18 protein-coding genes are annotated in these 17,677 nt (G+C 74.3%); 6 read left to right on the forward strand and 12 right to left on the reverse strand.

Annotated elements, in window-relative coordinates:
* Positions 1–8: 8 nt before the first annotated feature.
* From HNR10_RS06140 to HNR10_RS06150, 3 genes are all read left to right on the forward strand, one after another.
* Positions 9–1,148: a J domain-containing protein gene (locus tag HNR10_RS06140; RefSeq protein WP_179821547.1), complete on the forward strand. Its 1,140-nt coding sequence runs from the start codon at positions 9–11 to the stop codon at positions 1,146–1,148.
* Between the two features lie 113 nt (positions 1,149–1,261).
* A complete protein-coding gene (locus HNR10_RS06145) occupies positions 1,262–2,278 on the forward strand; it encodes a hypothetical protein (RefSeq protein ID WP_179821549.1) in 1,017 nt (338 codons plus the stop codon).
* Entirely contained in the window at positions 2,275–3,654 is a 1,380-nt protein-coding gene (locus HNR10_RS06150; protein ID WP_179821551.1) for an adenylosuccinate synthetase, read from the forward strand. Before HNR10_RS06145 ends, HNR10_RS06150 begins: the two co-directional genes overlap by 4 nt.
* Positions 3,655–3,707: 53 nt before the next feature.
* Here the strand turns inward: HNR10_RS06150 and HNR10_RS06155 are convergent, their stop codons facing one another.
* Positions 3,708–3,848, reverse strand: coding sequence for a hypothetical protein (locus HNR10_RS06155; protein ID WP_179819768.1), 141 nt, complete (start codon positions 3,846–3,848; stop codon positions 3,708–3,710).
* Between the two features lie 147 nt (positions 3,849–3,995).
* On the opposite strand from HNR10_RS06155, the gene HNR10_RS06160 reads away from it, so the two are divergent.
* On the forward strand, positions 3,996–4,421 hold the full coding sequence (locus HNR10_RS06160; RefSeq protein ID WP_179821553.1) for a PPOX class F420-dependent oxidoreductase: 426 nt from the start codon (positions 3,996–3,998) through the stop codon (positions 4,419–4,421).
* Positions 4,422–4,436: 15 nt separating this feature from the next.
* On the opposite strand, the gene HNR10_RS06165 is transcribed toward HNR10_RS06160, so the two are convergent.
* Positions 4,437–5,630: a winged helix DNA-binding domain-containing protein gene (locus tag HNR10_RS06165; protein ID WP_179821554.1), complete on the reverse strand. Its 1,194-nt coding sequence runs from the start codon at positions 5,628–5,630 to the stop codon at positions 4,437–4,439.
* Positions 5,631–5,852: 222 nt separating this feature from the next.
* Positions 5,853–6,791: a LysR family transcriptional regulator gene (locus HNR10_RS06170; protein WP_179821556.1), complete on the reverse strand. Its 939-nt coding sequence runs from the start codon at positions 6,789–6,791 to the stop codon at positions 5,853–5,855.
* A 96-nt stretch (positions 6,792–6,887) separates the two neighbouring features.
* Here HNR10_RS06170 and HNR10_RS06175 point away from each other — a divergent pair, with 96 nt between their 5' ends.
* Both HNR10_RS06175 and HNR10_RS06180 read left to right on the forward strand, forming a co-directional pair.
* On the forward strand, positions 6,888–7,787 hold the full coding sequence (locus tag HNR10_RS06175; RefSeq protein ID WP_179821557.1) for an alpha/beta fold hydrolase: 900 nt from the start codon (positions 6,888–6,890) through the stop codon (positions 7,785–7,787).
* Positions 7,788–7,846: 59 nt separating this feature from the next.
* On the forward strand, positions 7,847–8,905 hold the full coding sequence (locus HNR10_RS06180; protein ID WP_179821558.1) for a tartrate dehydrogenase: 1,059 nt from the start codon (positions 7,847–7,849) through the stop codon (positions 8,903–8,905).
* An 87-nt stretch (positions 8,906–8,992) separates the two neighbouring features.
* Here the strand turns inward: HNR10_RS06180 and HNR10_RS06185 are convergent, their stop codons facing one another.
* From HNR10_RS06185 to HNR10_RS06225, 9 genes are all read right to left on the reverse strand, one after another.
* Entirely contained in the window at positions 8,993–9,742 is a 750-nt protein-coding gene (locus HNR10_RS06185; RefSeq protein ID WP_179821559.1) for a YebC/PmpR family DNA-binding transcriptional regulator, read from the reverse strand.
* On the reverse strand, positions 9,739–10,347 hold the full coding sequence (gene pdxT, locus HNR10_RS06190; protein WP_246406081.1) for a pyridoxal 5'-phosphate synthase glutaminase subunit PdxT: 609 nt from the start codon (positions 10,345–10,347) through the stop codon (positions 9,739–9,741). The genes HNR10_RS06185 and pdxT overlap by 4 nt, the downstream gene beginning before the upstream one ends.
* Before the next feature lie 77 nt (positions 10,348–10,424).
* Positions 10,425–11,336 (reverse strand): pyridoxal 5'-phosphate synthase lyase subunit PdxS, encoded by a 912-nt coding sequence (gene pdxS / locus HNR10_RS06195; protein WP_179821561.1) that lies wholly within the window; start codon positions 11,334–11,336, stop codon positions 10,425–10,427.
* 191 nt (positions 11,337–11,527) lie between these two features.
* On the reverse strand, positions 11,528–12,139 hold the full coding sequence (locus HNR10_RS06200; RefSeq protein ID WP_179829565.1) for a hypothetical protein: 612 nt from the start codon (positions 12,137–12,139) through the stop codon (positions 11,528–11,530).
* 47 nt (positions 12,140–12,186) lie between these two features.
* A complete protein-coding gene (locus HNR10_RS06205) occupies positions 12,187–13,377 on the reverse strand; it encodes a glycosyltransferase family 4 protein (protein ID WP_179829564.1) in 1,191 nt (396 codons plus the stop codon).
* 8 nt (positions 13,378–13,385) lie between these two features.
* Positions 13,386–14,312 (reverse strand): phosphatidylinositol mannoside acyltransferase, encoded by a 927-nt coding sequence (locus HNR10_RS06210; RefSeq protein WP_179821562.1) that lies wholly within the window; start codon positions 14,310–14,312, stop codon positions 13,386–13,388.
* A gap of 28 nt (positions 14,313–14,340) precedes the next feature.
* A complete protein-coding gene (gene pgsA / locus HNR10_RS06215) occupies positions 14,341–15,054 on the reverse strand; it encodes a phosphatidylinositol phosphate synthase (protein ID WP_179829566.1) in 714 nt (237 codons plus the stop codon).
* Positions 15,055–15,210: 156 nt separating this feature from the next.
* Positions 15,211–15,786: an HIT family protein gene (locus HNR10_RS06220; RefSeq protein ID WP_179821563.1), complete on the reverse strand. Its 576-nt coding sequence runs from the start codon at positions 15,784–15,786 to the stop codon at positions 15,211–15,213.
* Positions 15,787–15,910: 124 nt separating this feature from the next.
* Positions 15,911–17,581, reverse strand: coding sequence for a DUF885 domain-containing protein (locus HNR10_RS06225; RefSeq protein WP_179829567.1), 1,671 nt, complete (start codon positions 17,579–17,581; stop codon positions 15,911–15,913).
* Positions 17,582–17,677: the final 96 nt, after the last annotated feature.

A 17,677-nucleotide genomic window follows, 5' to 3' on the forward strand; every position in this document is an offset into this window, starting at 1 on the left:
AAGGCACGATGAGCACGTCGCACGACACCGGCCGATTCGACGCGGCACTGCGCTCCATCGCGCTGGCCGCGAACCCCGAGGCCCTGTTCGGGCCGGTCCGGGCCGGCGGTACCGTCCCCCCGGCCGCGACCGCCGCGTACCGGCGGCTGGCCCGACGCGTCCACCCCGACCTCGTGCCCCCGGCGCGCACCGCCGAGGCGACCACGGCGTTCACCCGCCTGACGGAGCTGTGGGGCCACTTCCAGGACATGGTCGCGGGCGACCTGCGCTTCGGCGACCCCACCCTGGTCACCCGCGCGCACACCTACCACGTACGCGGCCCCCTGGCCCGCGGCGACGTGGCCGACCTGCACGGACTCCGCTACCAGGACGGCTCGGGCCGGGACGCCCGGTGGCGGGACGCGGTACTCAAGCTGCCCCGGTCGCCGCACGACAACGACCTCATGCGGGCCGAGGCCACCGCGCTCGCGCGCATCCGCGAGCGCGGCCACGAGCGCTACCGCGCCTTCGTCCCCGAACTCGTGGAGTCGATCCGCCACCGCGACGCCGGGACCGGGGTCGAACGGCGCGCCAACGTGCTCACGCGCCTGTCCGGCTTCCACTCCCTGGCCGCGGTGCGCCGTGCCCACCCGGACGGGGTCGATCCGCGCGACGCCGCCTGGATGTGGCGGCGCCTCCTGGTCGCCATCGGCAACGCCGCCGCGGCCGGGGTCGTGCACGGCGCGGTCGTGCCCGAACACGTCCTGATCCACCCGGAGCAGCACGGCCTGGTGCTCGTGGACTGGTGCTACTCGGTGACCTCCGCTGCCGCGCACACGGCTCCGCACGTTCCCGCGATGGTCGCCCACCGCAAGGACCTCTACCCGCCCGAGGTGGCCGACCGGCGGCCGGCGGTGCCCGCGACCGACGTCTACATGGCGACCCGCTGCGTCGAGTACCTCACCGGGGACCGCCTGCCCCGGCGACTGCGCGCCTTCGCACGCGGCTGCTCCCTGCCCGCGCCCGAGCGGCGTCCCGGCAACGGGCTCGCCCTGCTGGGTGACCTGGACGAGGCGCTGGAGAGGGAGTTCGGACCGCGCCGGTTCCGGCCCTTCCACATGCCGACCGCTCCCCCGCGCGACGCCGGGCACGCGGCCCGGCCGTCCTGAACCGCCGTACGGCACCCGATCCGCACGACACCCGATCCGTACGGCACTTCCGAACCACCCGCACCACGCGCCCCCGCCCCGGCGCCCCCACCACCCCGAAGAAGGAGAGCCCCATGGGCAGCAGCAACTGGTCCACCGACGCCTACCACGCCCGCCAGGCCTACAACGCCTCCGTCGGCTCCAGCGGTTTCGGCTACACCGACAACGTCGCCTCGTCCCTGCCCCGCGACCAGTGGAAGGTCCACCCGTCGCTCGACCCGCACGGCGTCACCGTCCGCGAGAGCCGCGACTCCGACGCCCACCCGAACTCCCTCGCCATCTCCGTCCTGTTCGACGTCACCGGGTCCATGGGCCGCGTGCCCCGGGGCCTCCAGGCCAAGCTGCCGGACCTGTTCGGCCTGCTCCTGCGCAAGGGCTACGTGGCGGACCCCCAGATCCTGTTCGGCGGGATCGGTGACGCCACCTGCGACCGCGCCCCGCTCCAGGTCGGCCAGTTCGAGTCCGGCAACGAACTGGAGGACGACCTGGACCGCATCCTGCTGGAGGGCGGTGGCGGCGGGCAGGCCACCGAGTCCTACGAGCTGGCCATGTACTTCATGGCCCGGCACACGGCCATGGACTGCCTCGACAAGCGCGGACGGCGGGGCTACCTCTTCATCATCGGCGACGAGATGGCCTACGGCGCCGTCAAGGCGCGGGAGGTGCGCGACGTGATCGGCGACGACATCGGGGAGAACATCCCGTTCCCGGTGATCCTGGCCGAGCTGCGCCGCCGGTTCGAGGTCTTCTTCGTCATGCCGACGGGCAGCCACTACTTCCACGACGACCGGGTGCGCGGCTTCTGGGACACCCACATGGGACAGAACGTCATCTACCTGGACGACCTGGACGCGGTGTGCGAGACGATCGCCGTCACGGTCGGCCTCGGTGAGGAGGCCATCGACCTCCAGGAAGGGCTCGAAGACCTCGCCGAGGCGGGCTCCGACGCCGGCGACGCGGTCGGCAAGGCCCTGGCGCCGATCGCCGCCTCGCGCGGCTCGGTCGTGGTGGCGCCGGCCCTGGACCGGCTCGCGGCCGACGGCGGCGGGGCCGACGGAACCGGGACCGGCGGCGGGGTGAACCGGCTGTGAACCGGGCACCAGGCGGCTGGGCCGACGAGCACGCGATCGTCGTCGACCTCGGCTTCGGCGACGCGGGCAAGGGCGTGACCGTCGACCTGCTGTGCGCACGGCGGCGCTACGGCGCCGTCGTGCGCGCGAACGGCGGCGCCCAGGCCGCGCACAACGTCGTCGCACCCGACGGGCGGCACCACACGTTCGCGCAGTTCGGGGCGGGCACCCTAGCGCCGGACGGACCCGTGCCCACCTACCTGTCGCGGTTCGCGGTGGTGGACCCGTTCGCGCTGGCCGCCGAGGCGCGGCACCTGTCGGCGCTCGGGGTCCCCGACCCCTTCGCCCTGGTCACCGTGGACCGGCGGGCGCTGATCAGCACCCCCTGGCACCAGGCGGCCAACCGGGCCCGCGAGCTCGCCCGGGGCGCCGACCGCCACGGCTCGTGCGGGATGGGGGTGGGCGAGACCATGGCCTACGCCCTCGCCCACCCCGAGGACGCCCCGACCGCGGGCGACTGCGCGCATCCGGCACGGCTGCGCCGCAAGCTGCGCCGGCTGGCCGAGCACCTCGCCGAGGCGGCGGGCGCCCGCGACGCGAGTGCCTGGCAGGAGAACCCGGGACAGGCGGGCGCCGAGGAGGAAGGCTCCCGGAAGCAGGGTGCCGAGGAGGCGCCGAACCTGGAGGAGTGCGTGGCGGCCTACGCGGCGTTCGCCCAACGGGTGCGGCTGGTGGACGAGGACCACCTGGCGCACCTGCTCGCCGCGGCCCCGGTGGTGTTCGAGGGGGCCCAGGGCGTGCTGTTGGACGAGTGGCACGGGTTCCACCCCTACACCACCTGGTCCACGACCACCACGGCCAATCCGCTGGCGCTGCTGGCCGAGTCCGGCCGGCCCGGTCAGGCGCGCCGGATCGGGGTCGTGCGCACCTACACCACGCGCCACGGCGCCGGGCCCCTGGTGACCGAGGACCCGGTGCTCGGGGCGGTCCTACCGGAACGGCACAACGGGAATCACCCCTGGCAGGGGCCGTTCCGAGTCGGCCACCTCGACCTCGTGGCGCACCGGTACGCGCTCGCGGCCACCGGCGGGGTCGACTCGCTGGTGGTCACGCACGCCGACGCCCCGGGCCGGGTCCGGGCGGCCACCGGAACCGGGCCTCTCTGGTGCACGGCCTACACGGGCGCCGCCGGCACGCCGTTGGCGATCGCTCCTCGGGCCGTGCCGGACCTGGCCCGCCAGGAGCGGGTGACCGCCGCGCTCATGGCGGCCCGGCCGGTGCTGGAGGCGATGCCGGGGGAGCCCGTGGCGGCGATCGGCGACGCCCTGGGGCTGCCGGTGGAGGCGGTGTTCTCCGGCCCGATGAGGGAGGACGCGCGCGTGCCGTCCCAGGTCTGACCGTCCGCGACGAGCGGCGCCCGTGCGACGACCGCCGTGTTCTCAGACCACGGTCAGGTGGTAAATGGTGTCCACCGGAATCCCTGACCCGGGTCCGCCTTGATCTCCAGGACGTACCCGCCGGGGCTCAGAGGGGCGACGCCCTCATCTGCGCTGATCCGCCACGTACCGTCGTCCGGCACGACCTCGCCCATGGCACCCCTTCTCCGGTCGGACCGTCCCCTGTGGACGCCGTTGTCGCGTGGATCATGCCGATATCGTGCGCTTCGGCTTCGCTCGGGCCTCCCCCCGGCACCGTGTCGTGCCCGGAGGGGGACGGGGCGCGGCGCTAGCATGACCGGGTGGCTTCCATCACCGATCCCCAGGTCCGCGACTTCCTCCTCTTCGGCACGCGCACGGGCAAGCTCGCCTTCACCGCCTCGGACGGGCGCCCGCTCGTGGCACCGGTCTGGTTCGTCGTGGAGGACGGCACCATCGTGTTCAACACGGGGAGGGCCACGGCCAAGGGCAGGTCGATCCTGCGGGACCCGCGCCTGGCGATGAGCGTGGACCTGGAGGAGCCGCCGTTCGCGTTCGTCCAGGTCCAGGGCCTGGCCGAGGTGTCGGAGGACCCCGACGAGCTGCTGCGCTCGGCGACCGTGATCGCCGCCCGCTACATGGGTGAGGACCGGGCCGAGGAGTTCGGCAAGCGCAACGGCGTCCCGGGCGAGCTGGTCGTACGGCTCCGCCCGACCAAGGTCATCGCCCAACTCGACATGACCGCCTGAGCGGAGCGGCCGCGGTCAGCCCGTGCGCAGCTCGTGTTCCAGCGGGGTACGGAAGGCGGGGGTGACGCGGGTGTCGCCGAGCCATGCCGTCAGGCGGGCGGCCTCGGCACCGACGGCGGACCGGCCCTCGGCGCCGATGTCGGACAGCAGACGCCACACGACCTCGCCGTCCCTGCGCTGGGACCACGCGCCGACAATGCGGCCGTCCCACCAAACAGTGGGGCCGATGTTGCCGTTGCGGTCGAAGAGCGCGGGCACGTGGTCCGGCTCCAGATAGAAGTCCCGGCCGCGCCAGCCCATGGCCGTGGGGTCCAGGGACGGTAGCAGAGCGGTCGTGGGGGCTTCCGGCCCGTCCGCGCCGGGCCCGCGCTCGTCGTCGTTCGGGGCGAGGTAGCCGGTCGCGCCGTCCAGGTCGGCCTCCCGGGCGCCCGCGTCGGCGAGTGCGCGGCGGGTGGCGGTCAGGGTCCACCCCGTCCACCACTTGATGTCGTCGAGTGTGGCCGGACCGAAGCGGGCCAGGTAGCGCAGGACGAGTTCGGCCTTGGCCGCCGCCTCGTCCAGGCGCGGCGTGTCCTCGCCCTCGGGCGCCGCCGACCAGCGGAACTGCGAAGACGTCCAGGACCCGCGCGGGCGCCCGCGCCGGATGCGGCGCTCGGCCGCGAGGGTGCGCAGCAGGCGTCCGGAGGCCGCCTGGCTGGACGCGTAGCGCTTGCCCGCGTCGGTGTGGACGCGCTCGGCGATCTCCGGAACGGCCGCGCCGAGTTCCGCGGCGGTGGCCTCGCCCAGCTCGCGCAGGGCGGCGATCACGGCCTCCTCGGCCGCTTCGTAGCGCTCGGCCGTCCAGCCGAGCCCGTCCAGGAGGAACTTCTGGGCTCCCCTGCGCTCCTTGGCCGCAATGGCGCGTCCGGTGGACTCGTGGACGGCCTGTGCCAGGTGGTCGGGGACCACGAACATCGTGCGACGCATCGCCATCATCCGGTGCAGACTGCGGTCGTCGTAGAGCGCCCGCTCGACCGCGCCGACGCTCGGCTCGCGCATGCGCGCCCGTGCGGAGAGGTAGACCGACGCCGGGTCGGTGGCGTGCAGCCCGATCAGGGACGCGGCGACCTCCTCGACCCGGTCGGCCCGGGTGTCCGGCGCCAGCAGGTGCCGTCGGACCAGGCGCGTGCGGCGCTCCTGGTCGCTCACGTGCGGACGTGCGCTGCTCATGGGGTCTCCCGGGCTCGGACGCTTCGGCGTGCGAAGACTACGCCTCCCCCACGACATCGCCCCCGCCCGTGAAGGGCGCGCGGGACCCCGGACGCCCCGGAAGCGGCGGACGGCCCAGCGACCCAGCGGCCCAGAAAGCACCGGGCGCGGCCGACGGCCCGGAAGGGGCGGACGTGGCGGGCGGCTCGAGAGGAGCCGGCCGAGGCCGACGGGGCCGACGCCTCACAACGGACCGGGCGTGGCCGACGGGTCGGGGGAAGCGCCTGGGGCCGACGGGGCGGGGGGCTCCGGCGGGACGGCGTGGTCCAGGAAGGCCCGTGCCGCGGGGGTGAGCGGTCCCCGCCTGCTCACCAGGGCCACGTCCAGCGCGTCGGCCGGTTCGATGTCGAGCACCAGCACGCCCGCCCGCTCGGCGAGGCCGCGCCAGGCGTCGGTCACGACCGCGACCCCAGCGCCGCCCAGCACCAGGGGCAGGATCGACACCCGGTGCTCGGTCTCCACCGCGATCTCGAACCCCACCCCCGCCTCCCGCAGCCCGTCCACGAACCGGCGCATGCCCGATCCCTCCTGGCCCACGATCACCCGCCGGCCCTCCAGGCTCGCGCGGCCCACGGTCTCCCCCGGCGCGAAGGGTCCCCCGGGCGGCGCCAGCAGCACGAACCGCTGACGGACGACCGGGTGCACCCGCACGTCCGCCGTGACCAGCGGACCCGACGTCGCCACCAGCCCCAGCTCGCAGGCGCCCGTCCGGACCATCCCGACGATGTCGCGGACGGAGAACGCCGCCCGCACCGCCACCGACACCCGCGGATGCCGTGTGGCGAACCCGCTCACCATCGAGGTCAGCGGTTCGATCGCCTGCGTGGGCAGGGCGGCGACGTCCACCCGCCCGCGGTGGAGTCCCTGCACGGACTCCACCGCGGCCCGGGCCAGGTCCAGCCCGCGCACCGCCTCCCGCGCCGGTTCGACCAGCGCGTTCCCCGCCTCGGTGAGCACCACCCTGCGCCCGATGCGGTGGAACAGCTCCGCGCCCAGGTCGCGCTCCAACGCGCGCACCGACTGCGACAGCGACGGCTGCGCCACGTACAGGGCCGCGGAGGCACGGTTGAATCCGCCGTGGTCCACCACGGCCAGGAAGTACTCCAGCTGCCGGACGTCCATCCCGCCAGCCTAGACGCCTCCTTATAGGCCGCGCCTATCAGCGTGATCGCCGACCGGTCTTGGACGCCGGGCCCGCCCGCCTGCTGGTATCGGGGCATGAACCGACTTCTGCCCGCCGAGTTCTCCACCCGCACCGTCGACGCCGACGGCGTGCCCGTCCACGTGCGCACCGCCGGGCACGGGCCGCCCGTCCTCCTGCTGCACGGCTACCCGCAGACCCACCTGATCTGGCACCGCGTGGCGCCGGTGCTGGCCGCCGGGTTCACCGTGGTGCTCACCGACCTGCGGGGGTACGGGGACAGCGGCAAGCCCGCCTCCGGACCCGACCACGCCGCCTACGCCAAGCGCGCGATGGCCCGCGACCAGTACCTCGTCATGCGCGAACTGGGCTTCGACCGGTTCGCCGTCGCGGGCCACGACCGCGGCGCCCGGGTCGGACACCGCCTGGCGCTCGACCACCCCGAGGCGGTCACCGCGTTCGCCGCCCTGGACATCGTGCCCACCCGCTACGCCTTCGAGCACGCCGACGCCGCGTTCGCCACGGGCTACTACCACTGGTTCTTCCTGACCGCCGGCCACGGCATCCCCGAGCACCTCATCGGCCGCGACCCGGAGTTCTGGGTGCGCACCCGGATGAACGGGCGCCACCACGGCGGGACCGCCTTCGCTCCCGAGGCCGTGGACGAGTACGTCCGCTGCTTCTCCGACCCGGCGGCGATCCACGCCTCCTGCGAGGACTACCGGGCCGCCGCCACGATCGACCTCGAACACGACCGCGCCGACGCCGGCCGCCGGCTCGACTGCCCGGTGCTGCTGCTCTGGGGCGAGCACAGCTTCGTGGGCCGCCACTACGACGTGCCCGCGGCCTGGGCGGAGTACGCCTCGGACGTGCGCGGCCACGCCCTGCCCTGCGACCACTACGTGCCCGAGGAGGCCCCCGAGGCCACCGCGCGGCACCTGGACGCCTTCCTGCGCGCGACCGCCTCCCCCGCCTGACCCCGGCCCGCCCCCGGGCCGCCCCGACCCGCACCACCCGCTTCCCGAACGGAGTCCCCATGCAGCAGTACCGCGTCGCGATGATCCCCGGTGACGGCATCGGCACGGAGGTCCTTCCCGCCGCCCGCGCCGTCCTGGACCGGGTCGCCGCCCACCACGGGTTCGCCCTCGTCTACGACGACCTCGACTGGTCGTGCGAGCGCTACCGGGCCACCGGCGCCATGATGCCCGAGGACGGCCTCGACCGGATCCGCCACCACGACGCGATCCTGCTCGGCGCCGTGGGCTATCCCGGTGTGCCCGACCACGTGTCCCTGTGGGGCCTGCTCATCCCCATCCGGCGGGCGTTCCGCCAGTACGTCAACCTGCGCCCGATCACCGTCCTGGAGGGCGTGCCCAGCCCGGTCTCGCGCGCACGGCCCGGCGAGGTGGACTTCGTCGTGGTGCGTGAGAACAGCGAGGGCGAGTACTCCGAGATCGGCGGCCGGATCAACCGCGGCTTCCCGGAGGAGACGGCCGTGCAGGAGACCGTGTTCACCAGGGTGGGGGTGGAGCGCATCCTCGACTACGCCTTCGACCTGGCCGCACGGCGCGGCGGCCGGCTGACCTCGGCCACCAAGTCCAACGGCATCGTGCACACCATGCCGTTCTGGGACCAGCTGGTCGCCGAACGCGCCGCCGACCACCCGGGCGTCACCTGGGACCAGGAGCACATCGACGCCCTGGCCGCCAAGATCGTGCTCGACCCGGCCCGCTTCGACGTCATCGTCGGCTCGAACCTGTTCGGCGACATCCTCAGCGACCTCGCGGCGGCCGTGGCCGGCAGCATCGGCATCGCGCCCTCGGCCAACCTCGACCCGACGGGCGCCCACCCCTCGATGTTCGAACCCGTGCACGGGTCGGCCCCCGACATCGCCGGCCAGGGCGTGGCCAACCCGCTGGGGGCGATCTGGTCGGCGGCGATGATGCTCGACCACCTCGGCCGGCCCGAGGCGGGCGCGCAGGTCATGGCGGCGGTGCGGGAACTCCTGGCCACCTCCGGTGTGCGCACGCGCGACCTCGGCGGCGACGCGGGCACCGGGGACTTCACCGACGAGCTCCTGAAGCTCCTGCCCTGAGGAACCCCCCTCCGGCCACGGGGAACACCCCGGACACGCCTGTGCCCTCCCCGGACGCGGGGAGGGCACAGGCGTGGCGACGGGTCCTCAGCCGATCTCGGCCATGACCTCGTCGGGGATGTCGGCGTTGGTGTAGACGTTCTGGACGTCGTCGGAGTCCTCCAGCGCGTCCACGACCCGCATGACCTTCTTGGCGGTCTCGGCGTCGACCGGGACCTCCATGGTCGGCAGGAAGCTGGAGTCGGCGGACTCGTAGTCGATGCCCGACTCCTGGAGCGCGGTGCGGACCGGTACCAGGTCGGTGGCCTCGCACACGATCTCGAAGGCCTCGCCGATGTCCTCGACGTCCTCGGCGCCCGCCTCCAGCACCGCCAGCGTCACCTCGTCCTCACTCGTGCCCTCCTTGGGCACGATGACGACGCCCTTGCGGTTGAACATGTAGGACACCGAGCCGGCGTCGGCCATGTTGCCGCCGTTGCGCGTCACCGCCACGCGCACCTCGGAGGCGGCACGGTTGCGGTTGTCGGTCAGGCACTCCACCAGCATCGCCACGCCGCCGGGGGCGTAGCCCTCGTACATGATGGTCTGCCACTCCGCGCCGCCGGCCTCCTCACCGGAGCCGCGCTTGCGGGCGCGCTCGATGTTGTCCTGGGGCACGGAGTTCTTGCGCGCCTTCTGGATGGCGTCGTAGAGCGTCGGGTTCCCGTCGGGGTCCCCACCACCGGTACGCGCGGCCACCTCGATGTTCTTGATCAGCTTGGCGAAGAGCTTGCCGCGCTTGGCATCGATGACGGCTTTCTTGTGCTTGGTGGTGGCCCACTTGGAGTGGCCGCTCATGCTTGTCCTTTCACGATGTCGACGAAGAGGCGGTGGATGCGCGCGTCGCCGGTCAGTTCGGGATGGAAGGACGTGGCCATCAGGCCGCCCTGTCGTACGGCGACGATCCTACCGGCCTCATCGGGGCCGGGGACGCTCCCGAGCACCGTGACCTCGGGCCCCACCGACTCCACCCACGGCGCCCGGATGAACACCGCGTCGAACGGCTCCGCGCCCACGCCCTCGATGTCCACCGCGGCCTCGAAGGACTCCGTCTGGCGGCCGAAGGCGTTGCGCCGCACGGTCATGTCGATGCCGCCGACCGTCTCCTGGTCGGCGGTGCCGCCCAGCAGGTGGTCGGCCAGCATGATCATGCCCGCGCACGTGCCGTAGGCGGGCATGCCCGCCGCGACGCGCTTGCGCAGCGGCTCCATCAGCCCGTAGCGCAGCGCGAGCTTGGACATGGTGGTGGACTCCCCACCGGGCAGGACCAGGGCGTCGACGGTGTCGAGGTGGTCGGGGCCGAGCACCTTCACGGCGTGCACGTCCAGCTGGTCGAGCACGTGCAGGTGCTCGGCGACGTCGCCCTGCAGGGCGAGGACGCCGATGGTGGGTCTGGCGGTCAAGAACGGCCTCACTCGTGGTCGGAGCATGGTGTGGCGGTGCCGGCGCGGGAGGGACGGCCGCGCCGGCGGCGGTCCTGCTACCAGCCCCGTCCGGCGTAACGCTCCGACTCGGCCAGGTCATCCAGGTTGATGCCCACCATGGCCTCGCCGAGCCCGCGCGAGACACGCGCGATGACCGCGGGGTCCTCGTAGTGCAGCGTGGCCTGGACGATGGCGTCGGCGCGCCGGGCCGGGTCGCCGGACTTGAAGATTCCCGAGCCGACGAAGACGCTCTCGGCGCCGAGCTGGCGCATGAGCGCGGCGTCGGCCGGGGTGGCCACGCCGCCCGCGGAGAACAGCGGCACCGGGAGCTTGCCCAGGGTCGCGACCTCCTTGACGATCTCGTACGGGGCGCGCAGCTCCTTGGCGGCGCCGAAGAGCTCCGGCTCGTCCAGGGTGCCCAGGCGCTTGATCTCGGAGCGGATCGACCGCATGTGGCGCGTGGCCTCGACGACGTTGCCGGTGCCGGCCTCGCCCTTGGAACGGATCATGGCCGCGCCCTCGGCGATGCGGCGCAGGGCCTCGCCGATGTTGGTCGCACCGCACACGAACGGGACGGTGAACGCCCACTTGTCGATGTGGTACGCCTCGTCGGCGGGCGTGAGGACCTCGGACTCGTCGATGAAGTCGACGCCGAGGGACTCCAGGACCTGGGCCTCGACGAAGTGTCCGATGCGGACCTTGGCCATGACCGGAATGGAGACCGCCTCGACGATGCCGTCGATCATGTCCGGGTCGGACATGCGGGCGACGCCGCCGTCCTTGCGGATGTCGGCGGGGACCCGCTCCAGGGCCATGACCGCGACGGCACCGGCGTCCTCGGCGATCTTGGCCTGCTCGGCGTTGACGACGTCCATGATGACGCCGTTCTTGAGCTGCTCGGCCATGCCGCGCTTGACGCGCTGTGTACCGACGGCGTTGTCGGTGGGGTTCGATGCGTTGGTGGCCACGGTGGTGGACTCCCGTCCCGTCTGAGTTGTGCGCAGAGTTGTGGTGGTCCCCCGGGAGGCGGCGCGGGTCTCGCGCGGAGGGCGCGCGGACTCCGTCGGGGCCGCGCGCCCTGGGGTCTACCAGGCCCCCATGGTAGTTCCTCACCCTCCGGGGTGGTTTGGCCAGATCGGTGTTTTCGCGGGTCCTGCCCTTACAGGGTGTCCGGTTCGACCATGGAGGAGGGCGTGCGCGGCGCCCGGTCGTCGATGTCGAAGTAGTCCGGCAGCGGCGCCGTGCCCGCGAGCCGGAACAGCCGCACCGGGCGTGACCGGCGGGCCCTTCGGGTGTCGGACACGGCATCGTTGTAGAACGTGCGCGCCAGCTGGACGCTCCTGCCGGCCGCCGCCACCGCGGCCAGCCGCTCCCGCACCTCCTCCGAGGAGGCGCCGGCCACCGCCCCCACGGGGCCGTTCCCGGGTTCGACGGCGGCGCGCAGAGCGCGCGACAGCCGGCTCTCCGCGAGTTCGCGGCGCGCCTGCCGTCCCGCCGCCTCATCCGACGGACCCCCGTGGCGCCGCCCGTCCCCGCCGGCGGCGAGCGCCGCGGTGGCCGCGGCCATCAGCTCCTCGACCGGCGCCGGGACCTGGCCGTGGTCGCCTCCGCGCGGGTCGTCGGCCGCGCGCACGCGGGCCGCCACCAGGTCCAGCACGGCCGCGCCGCGCCTGCGCAGGGCCTCCTCCAGGGCGGCGCGGGCGATGTCCACGCGCACGTGGAGCCGGTGCAGCCGGGTGGCCCGCCAGGACAGGTACACGCCCAGTGCCAGCGCGGCCAGGACCGCGGCGGCGACGGTGACGGTCACGGCGAGCACGGTCACACCTGCCCTCGGCGCAGCAGCGCGGTGGCGCTGGGCCCGTTGTCCAGTCGGACCCCGGACGGGTGGCCGTGCCCGGTGCCGTCCCACATCAGGACGGTCTCGTACACGCGCGCGACGTCGGCGGCGACCGTTCCCCAGTCGTAGGCGCGCACGGCCAGACGCGCGGCCGCGGACAGCTCGGCGCGGCGGGCGCGGTCGTCCAGCAGGGCCCCGGCGCGGGCGGCGAGGTCGTCGGCGTCGCCGGCGGCGAACAGCTCCCCCGCCCCGCCCCCGTCCAGGACCGCGGCGAAGGCGGGGATGTCGCTGGCGACGATGGCCGCGCCGGCGGCCATCGCCTCGGTGAGCACGATACCGAAGCTCTCGCCGCCCAGGTTGGGCGCGCAGAAGACGTCGGTGGAGTGGTAGGCGCGGACCCGGTCGGCCTCGCTCAGGCGCCCGAGCACGGACACCCGCGGGCGCAGGTGCCCGGGGACGTCGGCCAGCGCGGTGTCCGGGTCGCCCGGCCCCGCGACCATCAGCCGCAGCCCGGGGCGGTCCTCGGCCAGACGGACGAAGGCCCGTGCCAGGGTGGCCAGGCCCTTGCGCGGTTCGTCCACCCTGCCCAGGAAGCCGAGGGAGCCGCCCTCCCCCGGCCAGCCCGCCAGGGGTTCGGCGCGCGCGAACGCGTCGGCGGCCACGCCGTTGGGGATGAGGACCGCGTCGCCGCCCAGGTGCTCGACCAGGGTCCGGCGGGCCGCCTCGGACACGGCGATGCGCCCGTTGATCTTCTCCAGCGCCGAGCGCAGCGCGCCCGAGCCCACCGCCATGGCCCGCGACCGCGGGTTGGCGGTGTGGAACGTGGCCACCAGCGGCCCGTCGGCCGCCCAGCACGCCAGCAGCGAGACGCTGGGCGCGGCGGGCTCGTGGATGTGCAGCAGGTCGAAGCCGCCCTCGGCGATCCAGCGCCGGACCCGGGCGGCGGTGCGCGGCCCGAAGGCGACCCGGGCCACCGACCCGTTGTAGGGCACCGGCACGGGGCGCCCGGCGGGCACGAGGTGGTCGGGCACGGCAGCCCCGGTGTCCCCCACGGGCGCCAGCACCGACACCTCGTGGCCCATGGCGACGAGCGCGTCGGCGAGGTCGCCGACGTGCTGTTGCACACCGCCCGGAACGTCCCAGCTGTAGGGACAGACCAGACCGACGCGCATGCCCACGCTCACCCTCCCCGTTCGATCCGTTCGAGCTCCCGTGCCCGGTCGGCGTCGTGGTCGGCGCTGAACACCGTCTGGAGCATGTGCCAGTCCTCGGGGTGCTCGGCGATGGCGTCCTGGAACACGTGCGCGAGCGCCTGCGTGGTGTCCCGGACGCGGTCGCTGCGCTGGGCGCCGGGGGCGACGGGGATCTCGTCGTGGACGCGGATGTTCCAGTACGGGCCGTCGTACCAGAGGGACACGGGCATGAGCGCGGCGTCGGTGTTCATGGCCAGGGAGGCCGGGCCGGAGGGCATGCGCGCCTTCTCCCCGAAGAAGTCGACCTCCGGGCCGCCGCCGTTGATGTCGCGGTCGGCCAGCAGGCACACCAGTCCGCCCTCGCGCAGCCGCCGGGCGAGGGTGCCCACGGTGCCGGAGCCGCCGCTCAGCGGCAGCACCTCCATCCCCAGGGACTCCCGATAGGCGGTGAACCGCTGGAACAGGCTCTCCGGCCGCAGCCGCTGGGCCACGGTGGTCAGTGTGTGGCCGCGCAGCGCGATCCAGGCCCCGGCGTGGTCCCAGTTGCCCATGTGGGGCAGCGCGGCAACGACGCCCCGGCCGGCGCGCAGGTGGCCCTCCAGGACCTCGATGCCGCTCTGGCGGGTGTGGCACACGAGGTGGTCCGATCCCATGGCGGGCAGCCGGAACATCTCGTAGTAGTAGCGCATGTAGGAGCGCATGCCCGCGCGCGAGAGCGCGCGCAACTGGGCGTCGGTCGCCCGGGGGCCCAGCAGGCGCCGCAGGTTGCGCTCCAGGCCCCGGGTGGCGTCGTCGTGCGTGCGCCAGGACCGGTCGGCCATCTGCCGGAACACCGCCCGGCCCGCGCGTTCGGGCGAGCGGCGGACCATCGCCCATCCGGCGGAGTAGGCCAGGGCGGCCGTGCGTTCGTCCACGTGGTGTCCCCTCCTCCCCTGTGCGGCCTCAGGTCCCGGTGCCCGCGTCGGACCCGGAGTTGCTCTGCTCGTCGGCGTCGGAGCCGGTGTCGGAGGCCGTGTCGGAACCGCCGGAGTCCTGCTCGGACTCCTCACCGCGACGGAGGCCGGCCAAACGGGGATCGCGGTCGTTGAGCCGGGCGCGGGTCTCCATGAGCCGCTGCAGGACCGTGACGAGGCTGAGCCCGGCCAGCAGCCACAGCCCCCCGGCGAGGATGTAGGGCACGCCGAACTCGCTGACGCCGACGGCGACCAGGATGATGATCAGGCGCTCGGTGCGCTCGGCCATGCCGACGTCGCAGTTGACGCCCAGGCCCTCCGCGCGCGCCTTGATGTAGGACACCATGAAGCCGGTGATGAGGCAGAACAGCGTGAGCCCGGCGAGCAGGGGGTCCTCACCTTCGCCGATGAACCACCACAGGAGGCCGGCGAGGATCGCGGCGTCGGCGACGCGGTCGAGGGTGGAGTCGAGGAAGGCGCCGAACTCGCTGGCGGTGCCCTTGGCCCGGGCGACGGCGCCGTCGAGCATGTCGAACAGGGCGAAGACGGTGATGACCACCGAGCCCGCGTACAGTTCGCCGCGCGGATAGAAGTACAGCGCGCCCGCGACGACGCCCACGGCGCCGATGACGGTCACGATGTTCGGCGTCAGGCCGATCCGGGCCAGGCTCCGTCCGAGCGGAGCGGTGATCCGGGAGATCAGGGGACGAAGGATTCTCAGCATGTCTTCTTGTGATCGTAGGACGGGAAGGGTCGCGGGGGTGGGAACCGCGCCCGGTGGGGGCGGCGCGTCGTCCCGCCGCCGAGGGGCCGCCTTCGGCCCCGCCGCGCGCCGTACGGGCGGGCGTGCGTGCCCGGGTCAGTCGCGGGGCCAGTGGTCGGCCAGTGCGGCGCGGGTCCGCTCCAGCATCTCGGGCAGGATCTTGGTCTGTCCGATGACGGGCATGAAGTTGGTGTCGCCGCCCCAGCGGGGCACGATGTGCTGGTGCAGGTGCGCGGCGATGCCCGCACCGGCGACAGTACCGAGGTTCATGCCGACGTTGAACCCCTGGGGGCGGTAGGCGGCGCCGAGCGCCCGGATCCCGGCCTGGGTGAGCGCGGCGACCTCGGCGGTCTCGTCCTCGTCCAGTGCCGTGTACTCGGACACGTGGCGGTAGGGGCACACCAGCAGGTGGCCGCTGTTGTAGGGGTAGAGGTTGAGGACGGCGTAGGCGCTCTTGCCGCGCGCGACCACGAGCCCCTCGGCGTCGGGCAGCCCGGGCGCCCGGCAGAACGGGCACCCGTCCTCGGGACGTGAGCCGCTGGGCTTGCCCTCGCCCTTGATGTAGGCCATGCGGTGCGGCGTCCACAACCGGTCCCAGCCGTCCGGGGTCCCCGTGCCCGCACCCGGGAGGTCGCTGGGCCCGTCCTCGGGCCGCTGGGAGCCACCGCTCATCGCTCGTCCGTTCCGTCGTCCGGGTTCGTCGTCCTTCGGACCCAGCATAGGAGCGCCCGCGGGGAACGGCGTCCGCCCGCCTCCGGCCGGCCGGGCACGGGTCGGCGGGCGGGCACGGCCCGGCTCACAGGCCGAGCAGGGTGCGCAGGTGGCGCGGGGGCGGGGAGCCGTGGGCGAGCATGGCGTCGTGGACCTGGCGCGCGTCGGCGCCGGGACGGGCCGCCGACAGGTCGCGGGCCAGGTCGGCGACCTCGGCGTAGCCCACGTAGTACGTGGACAGCTGGGCGCTGGTGAGCTGGGCGCGCCGCCACTTGCCGACGGCCTCGCCCTCCTCCTGGTGGCCGCGCTCGGTGAGCAGGGCGATGGCCTCGGACTCGGTGAGGCCGCGGGTGTGCAGGCGCACGTCCAGGATCGCGTTGAGGATGACCCGCAGGCGCATCTTGAGCTGGACCAGGCGCAGGGCGAGGTCCTCGCGGCGGGAGGCCTCGCCGGTGCCGCCGTTCCACCCGTGCCGGGCCATCAGCTCCTCGGTGTAGACCGCCCAGCCCTCCACGAAGGTGCCGCTCCACAGGACGTTGCGCACGCGTGTGCCGCCGTCGTGGCGGGCGGCGTGGGCGAGTTGCAGGGCGTGTCCGGGGACCGCCTCGTGGACCATGAGGTTGCGCAGCATGGCGCCGTTGTACTCGCGGAAGAACGACGCGCGCCGCTCGGCCGGCCAGTCCTCGGGCGGCGGCGCGACCGCGACGAGGGTGGGCTGGTCCCGGGCGGCGGGGTCCAGGGGGCCCGGGGCGTCGCAGTAGGCGACCGAGACGCCCTGGCGCGACCGGGGCATCGGGATGATGCGCACGGGGTCGTCGTGGACGGTCACCAGGCCGAGTTCGCGCACCCGGGCGTCCAGGTGCTCCAGCGCCCGCGTGCACGAGGGCCGCACGGTGTCGGCGTCGGTGGCGGTGCCGGCGGCCAGGCCGGAGAGCACCTCGGCGACCTGTCCGGGGCGGCGCGGTCGGCCCTCGTACTCCGCCGCGGCCTCGGCGATGGCCTCCTCCGTGGCGAGGAGGTCGCTCTCGGCGCGGACCAGCAGGGCCTCGGGGGAGACCTCGGAGTCGAGCGTGTACCAGAGCTGGGCGGCGAAGTCCCGCTCGCCCAGGCGGGGGTCGGCGGTGGCGGTGTCCAGGCGCGCGCGCAGCCACGCCTCGTGCTCCTCCACCGCGGCCAGCCCGGTGCGGGCCGCGTCGCCGACCCGGCCGCGCAGGCCGGGGTCGCGCTCGGCGAGCGCGGGGACGTCGGTGGTGAGCAGCTCGCGGGCGCCCGCGAGCTGGGCCAGGGCCGTCTCGACGTGGACGCGGGGCATCCCGGGCCCCTCGGCCAGGCGGGCGCGGGCGGTGGCGAGGTGGTCGGGCAGCCCGGCACAGCGCGCCGCCAGGGCCTCCAGGCGCTCGGGCAGCGGGAGGACGTCCCGCTCGACCAGGGCCAGGACGGCCCCGCCCGGCGAGTGCAGCAGGGGGTTCCAGGTGTGCGGGCGCAGCTCGGTGAGGTGCCACAGGTCGGCGCTGACCTTGGAGCGCAGGATCTCCAGGTCGACCAGGTCGCCCTCGGGGATGAGGTCGCCGTCGATCTCGTCCAGCGACCCCAGGGCGTCGGCGAGCAGGGCGACCCGGGAGGCGTCCGCCCCCACCGAGTGGTCGGACAGGCGGGCGGCACCGCGGGTGTCCCCCAGCTCCAGGGCCCACTCGGGGGCGTCGGCGAGCAGGGCGTCGAGCACTCGCTCGGCCACCCGTCGGAACCTCTGGGTCATCGCGGCCGCATCGGGATGCGAGGGAGAACTCATGGATCCATCATGCCAGCACGGGCGCCCGGTCCCCGCCGTGCGGGAACCGGGCCGTGCTCGTGC

This window comes from Nocardiopsis aegyptia, assembly GCF_013410755.1.
GTDB classification, from domain to species: domain Bacteria; phylum Actinomycetota; class Actinomycetes; order Streptosporangiales; family Streptosporangiaceae; genus Nocardiopsis; species Nocardiopsis aegyptia.

Excerpts from the sequence above, each read along its gene's own strand:
- HNR10_RS06140 (WP_179821547.1), top strand. The coding sequence starts at position 9 with ATGAGCACGTCGCACGACACCGGCCGATTCGACGCGGCACTGCGCTCC.
- HNR10_RS06145 (WP_179821549.1), top strand. The coding sequence starts at position 1,262 with ATGGGCAGCAGCAACTGGTCCACCGACGCCTACCACGCCCGCCAGGCC.
- HNR10_RS06155 (WP_179819768.1), bottom strand. The coding sequence starts at position 3,848 with ATGGGCGAGGTCGTGCCGGACGACGGTACGTGGCGGATCAGCGCAGAT.
- HNR10_RS06165 (WP_179821554.1), bottom strand. The coding sequence starts at position 5,630 with ATGAGCAGCGCACGTCCGCACGTGAGCGACCAGGAGCGCCGCACGCGC.
- HNR10_RS06170 (WP_179821556.1), bottom strand. The coding sequence starts at position 6,791 with ATGGACGTCCGGCAGCTGGAGTACTTCCTGGCCGTGGTGGACCACGGC.
- HNR10_RS06175 (WP_179821557.1), top strand. The coding sequence starts at position 6,888 with ATGAACCGACTTCTGCCCGCCGAGTTCTCCACCCGCACCGTCGACGCC.
- HNR10_RS06180 (WP_179821558.1), top strand. The coding sequence starts at position 7,847 with ATGCAGCAGTACCGCGTCGCGATGATCCCCGGTGACGGCATCGGCACG.
- HNR10_RS06185 (WP_179821559.1), bottom strand. The coding sequence starts at position 9,742 with ATGAGCGGCCACTCCAAGTGGGCCACCACCAAGCACAAGAAAGCCGTC.
- HNR10_RS06205 (WP_179829564.1), bottom strand. The coding sequence starts at position 13,377 with ATGCGCGTCGGTCTGGTCTGTCCCTACAGCTGGGACGTTCCGGGCGGT.
- HNR10_RS06220 (WP_179821563.1), bottom strand. The coding sequence starts at position 15,786 with ATGAGCGGTGGCTCCCAGCGGCCCGAGGACGGGCCCAGCGACCTCCCG.
- HNR10_RS06225 (WP_179829567.1), bottom strand. The coding sequence starts at position 17,581 with ATGACCCAGAGGTTCCGACGGGTGGCCGAGCGAGTGCTCGACGCCCTG.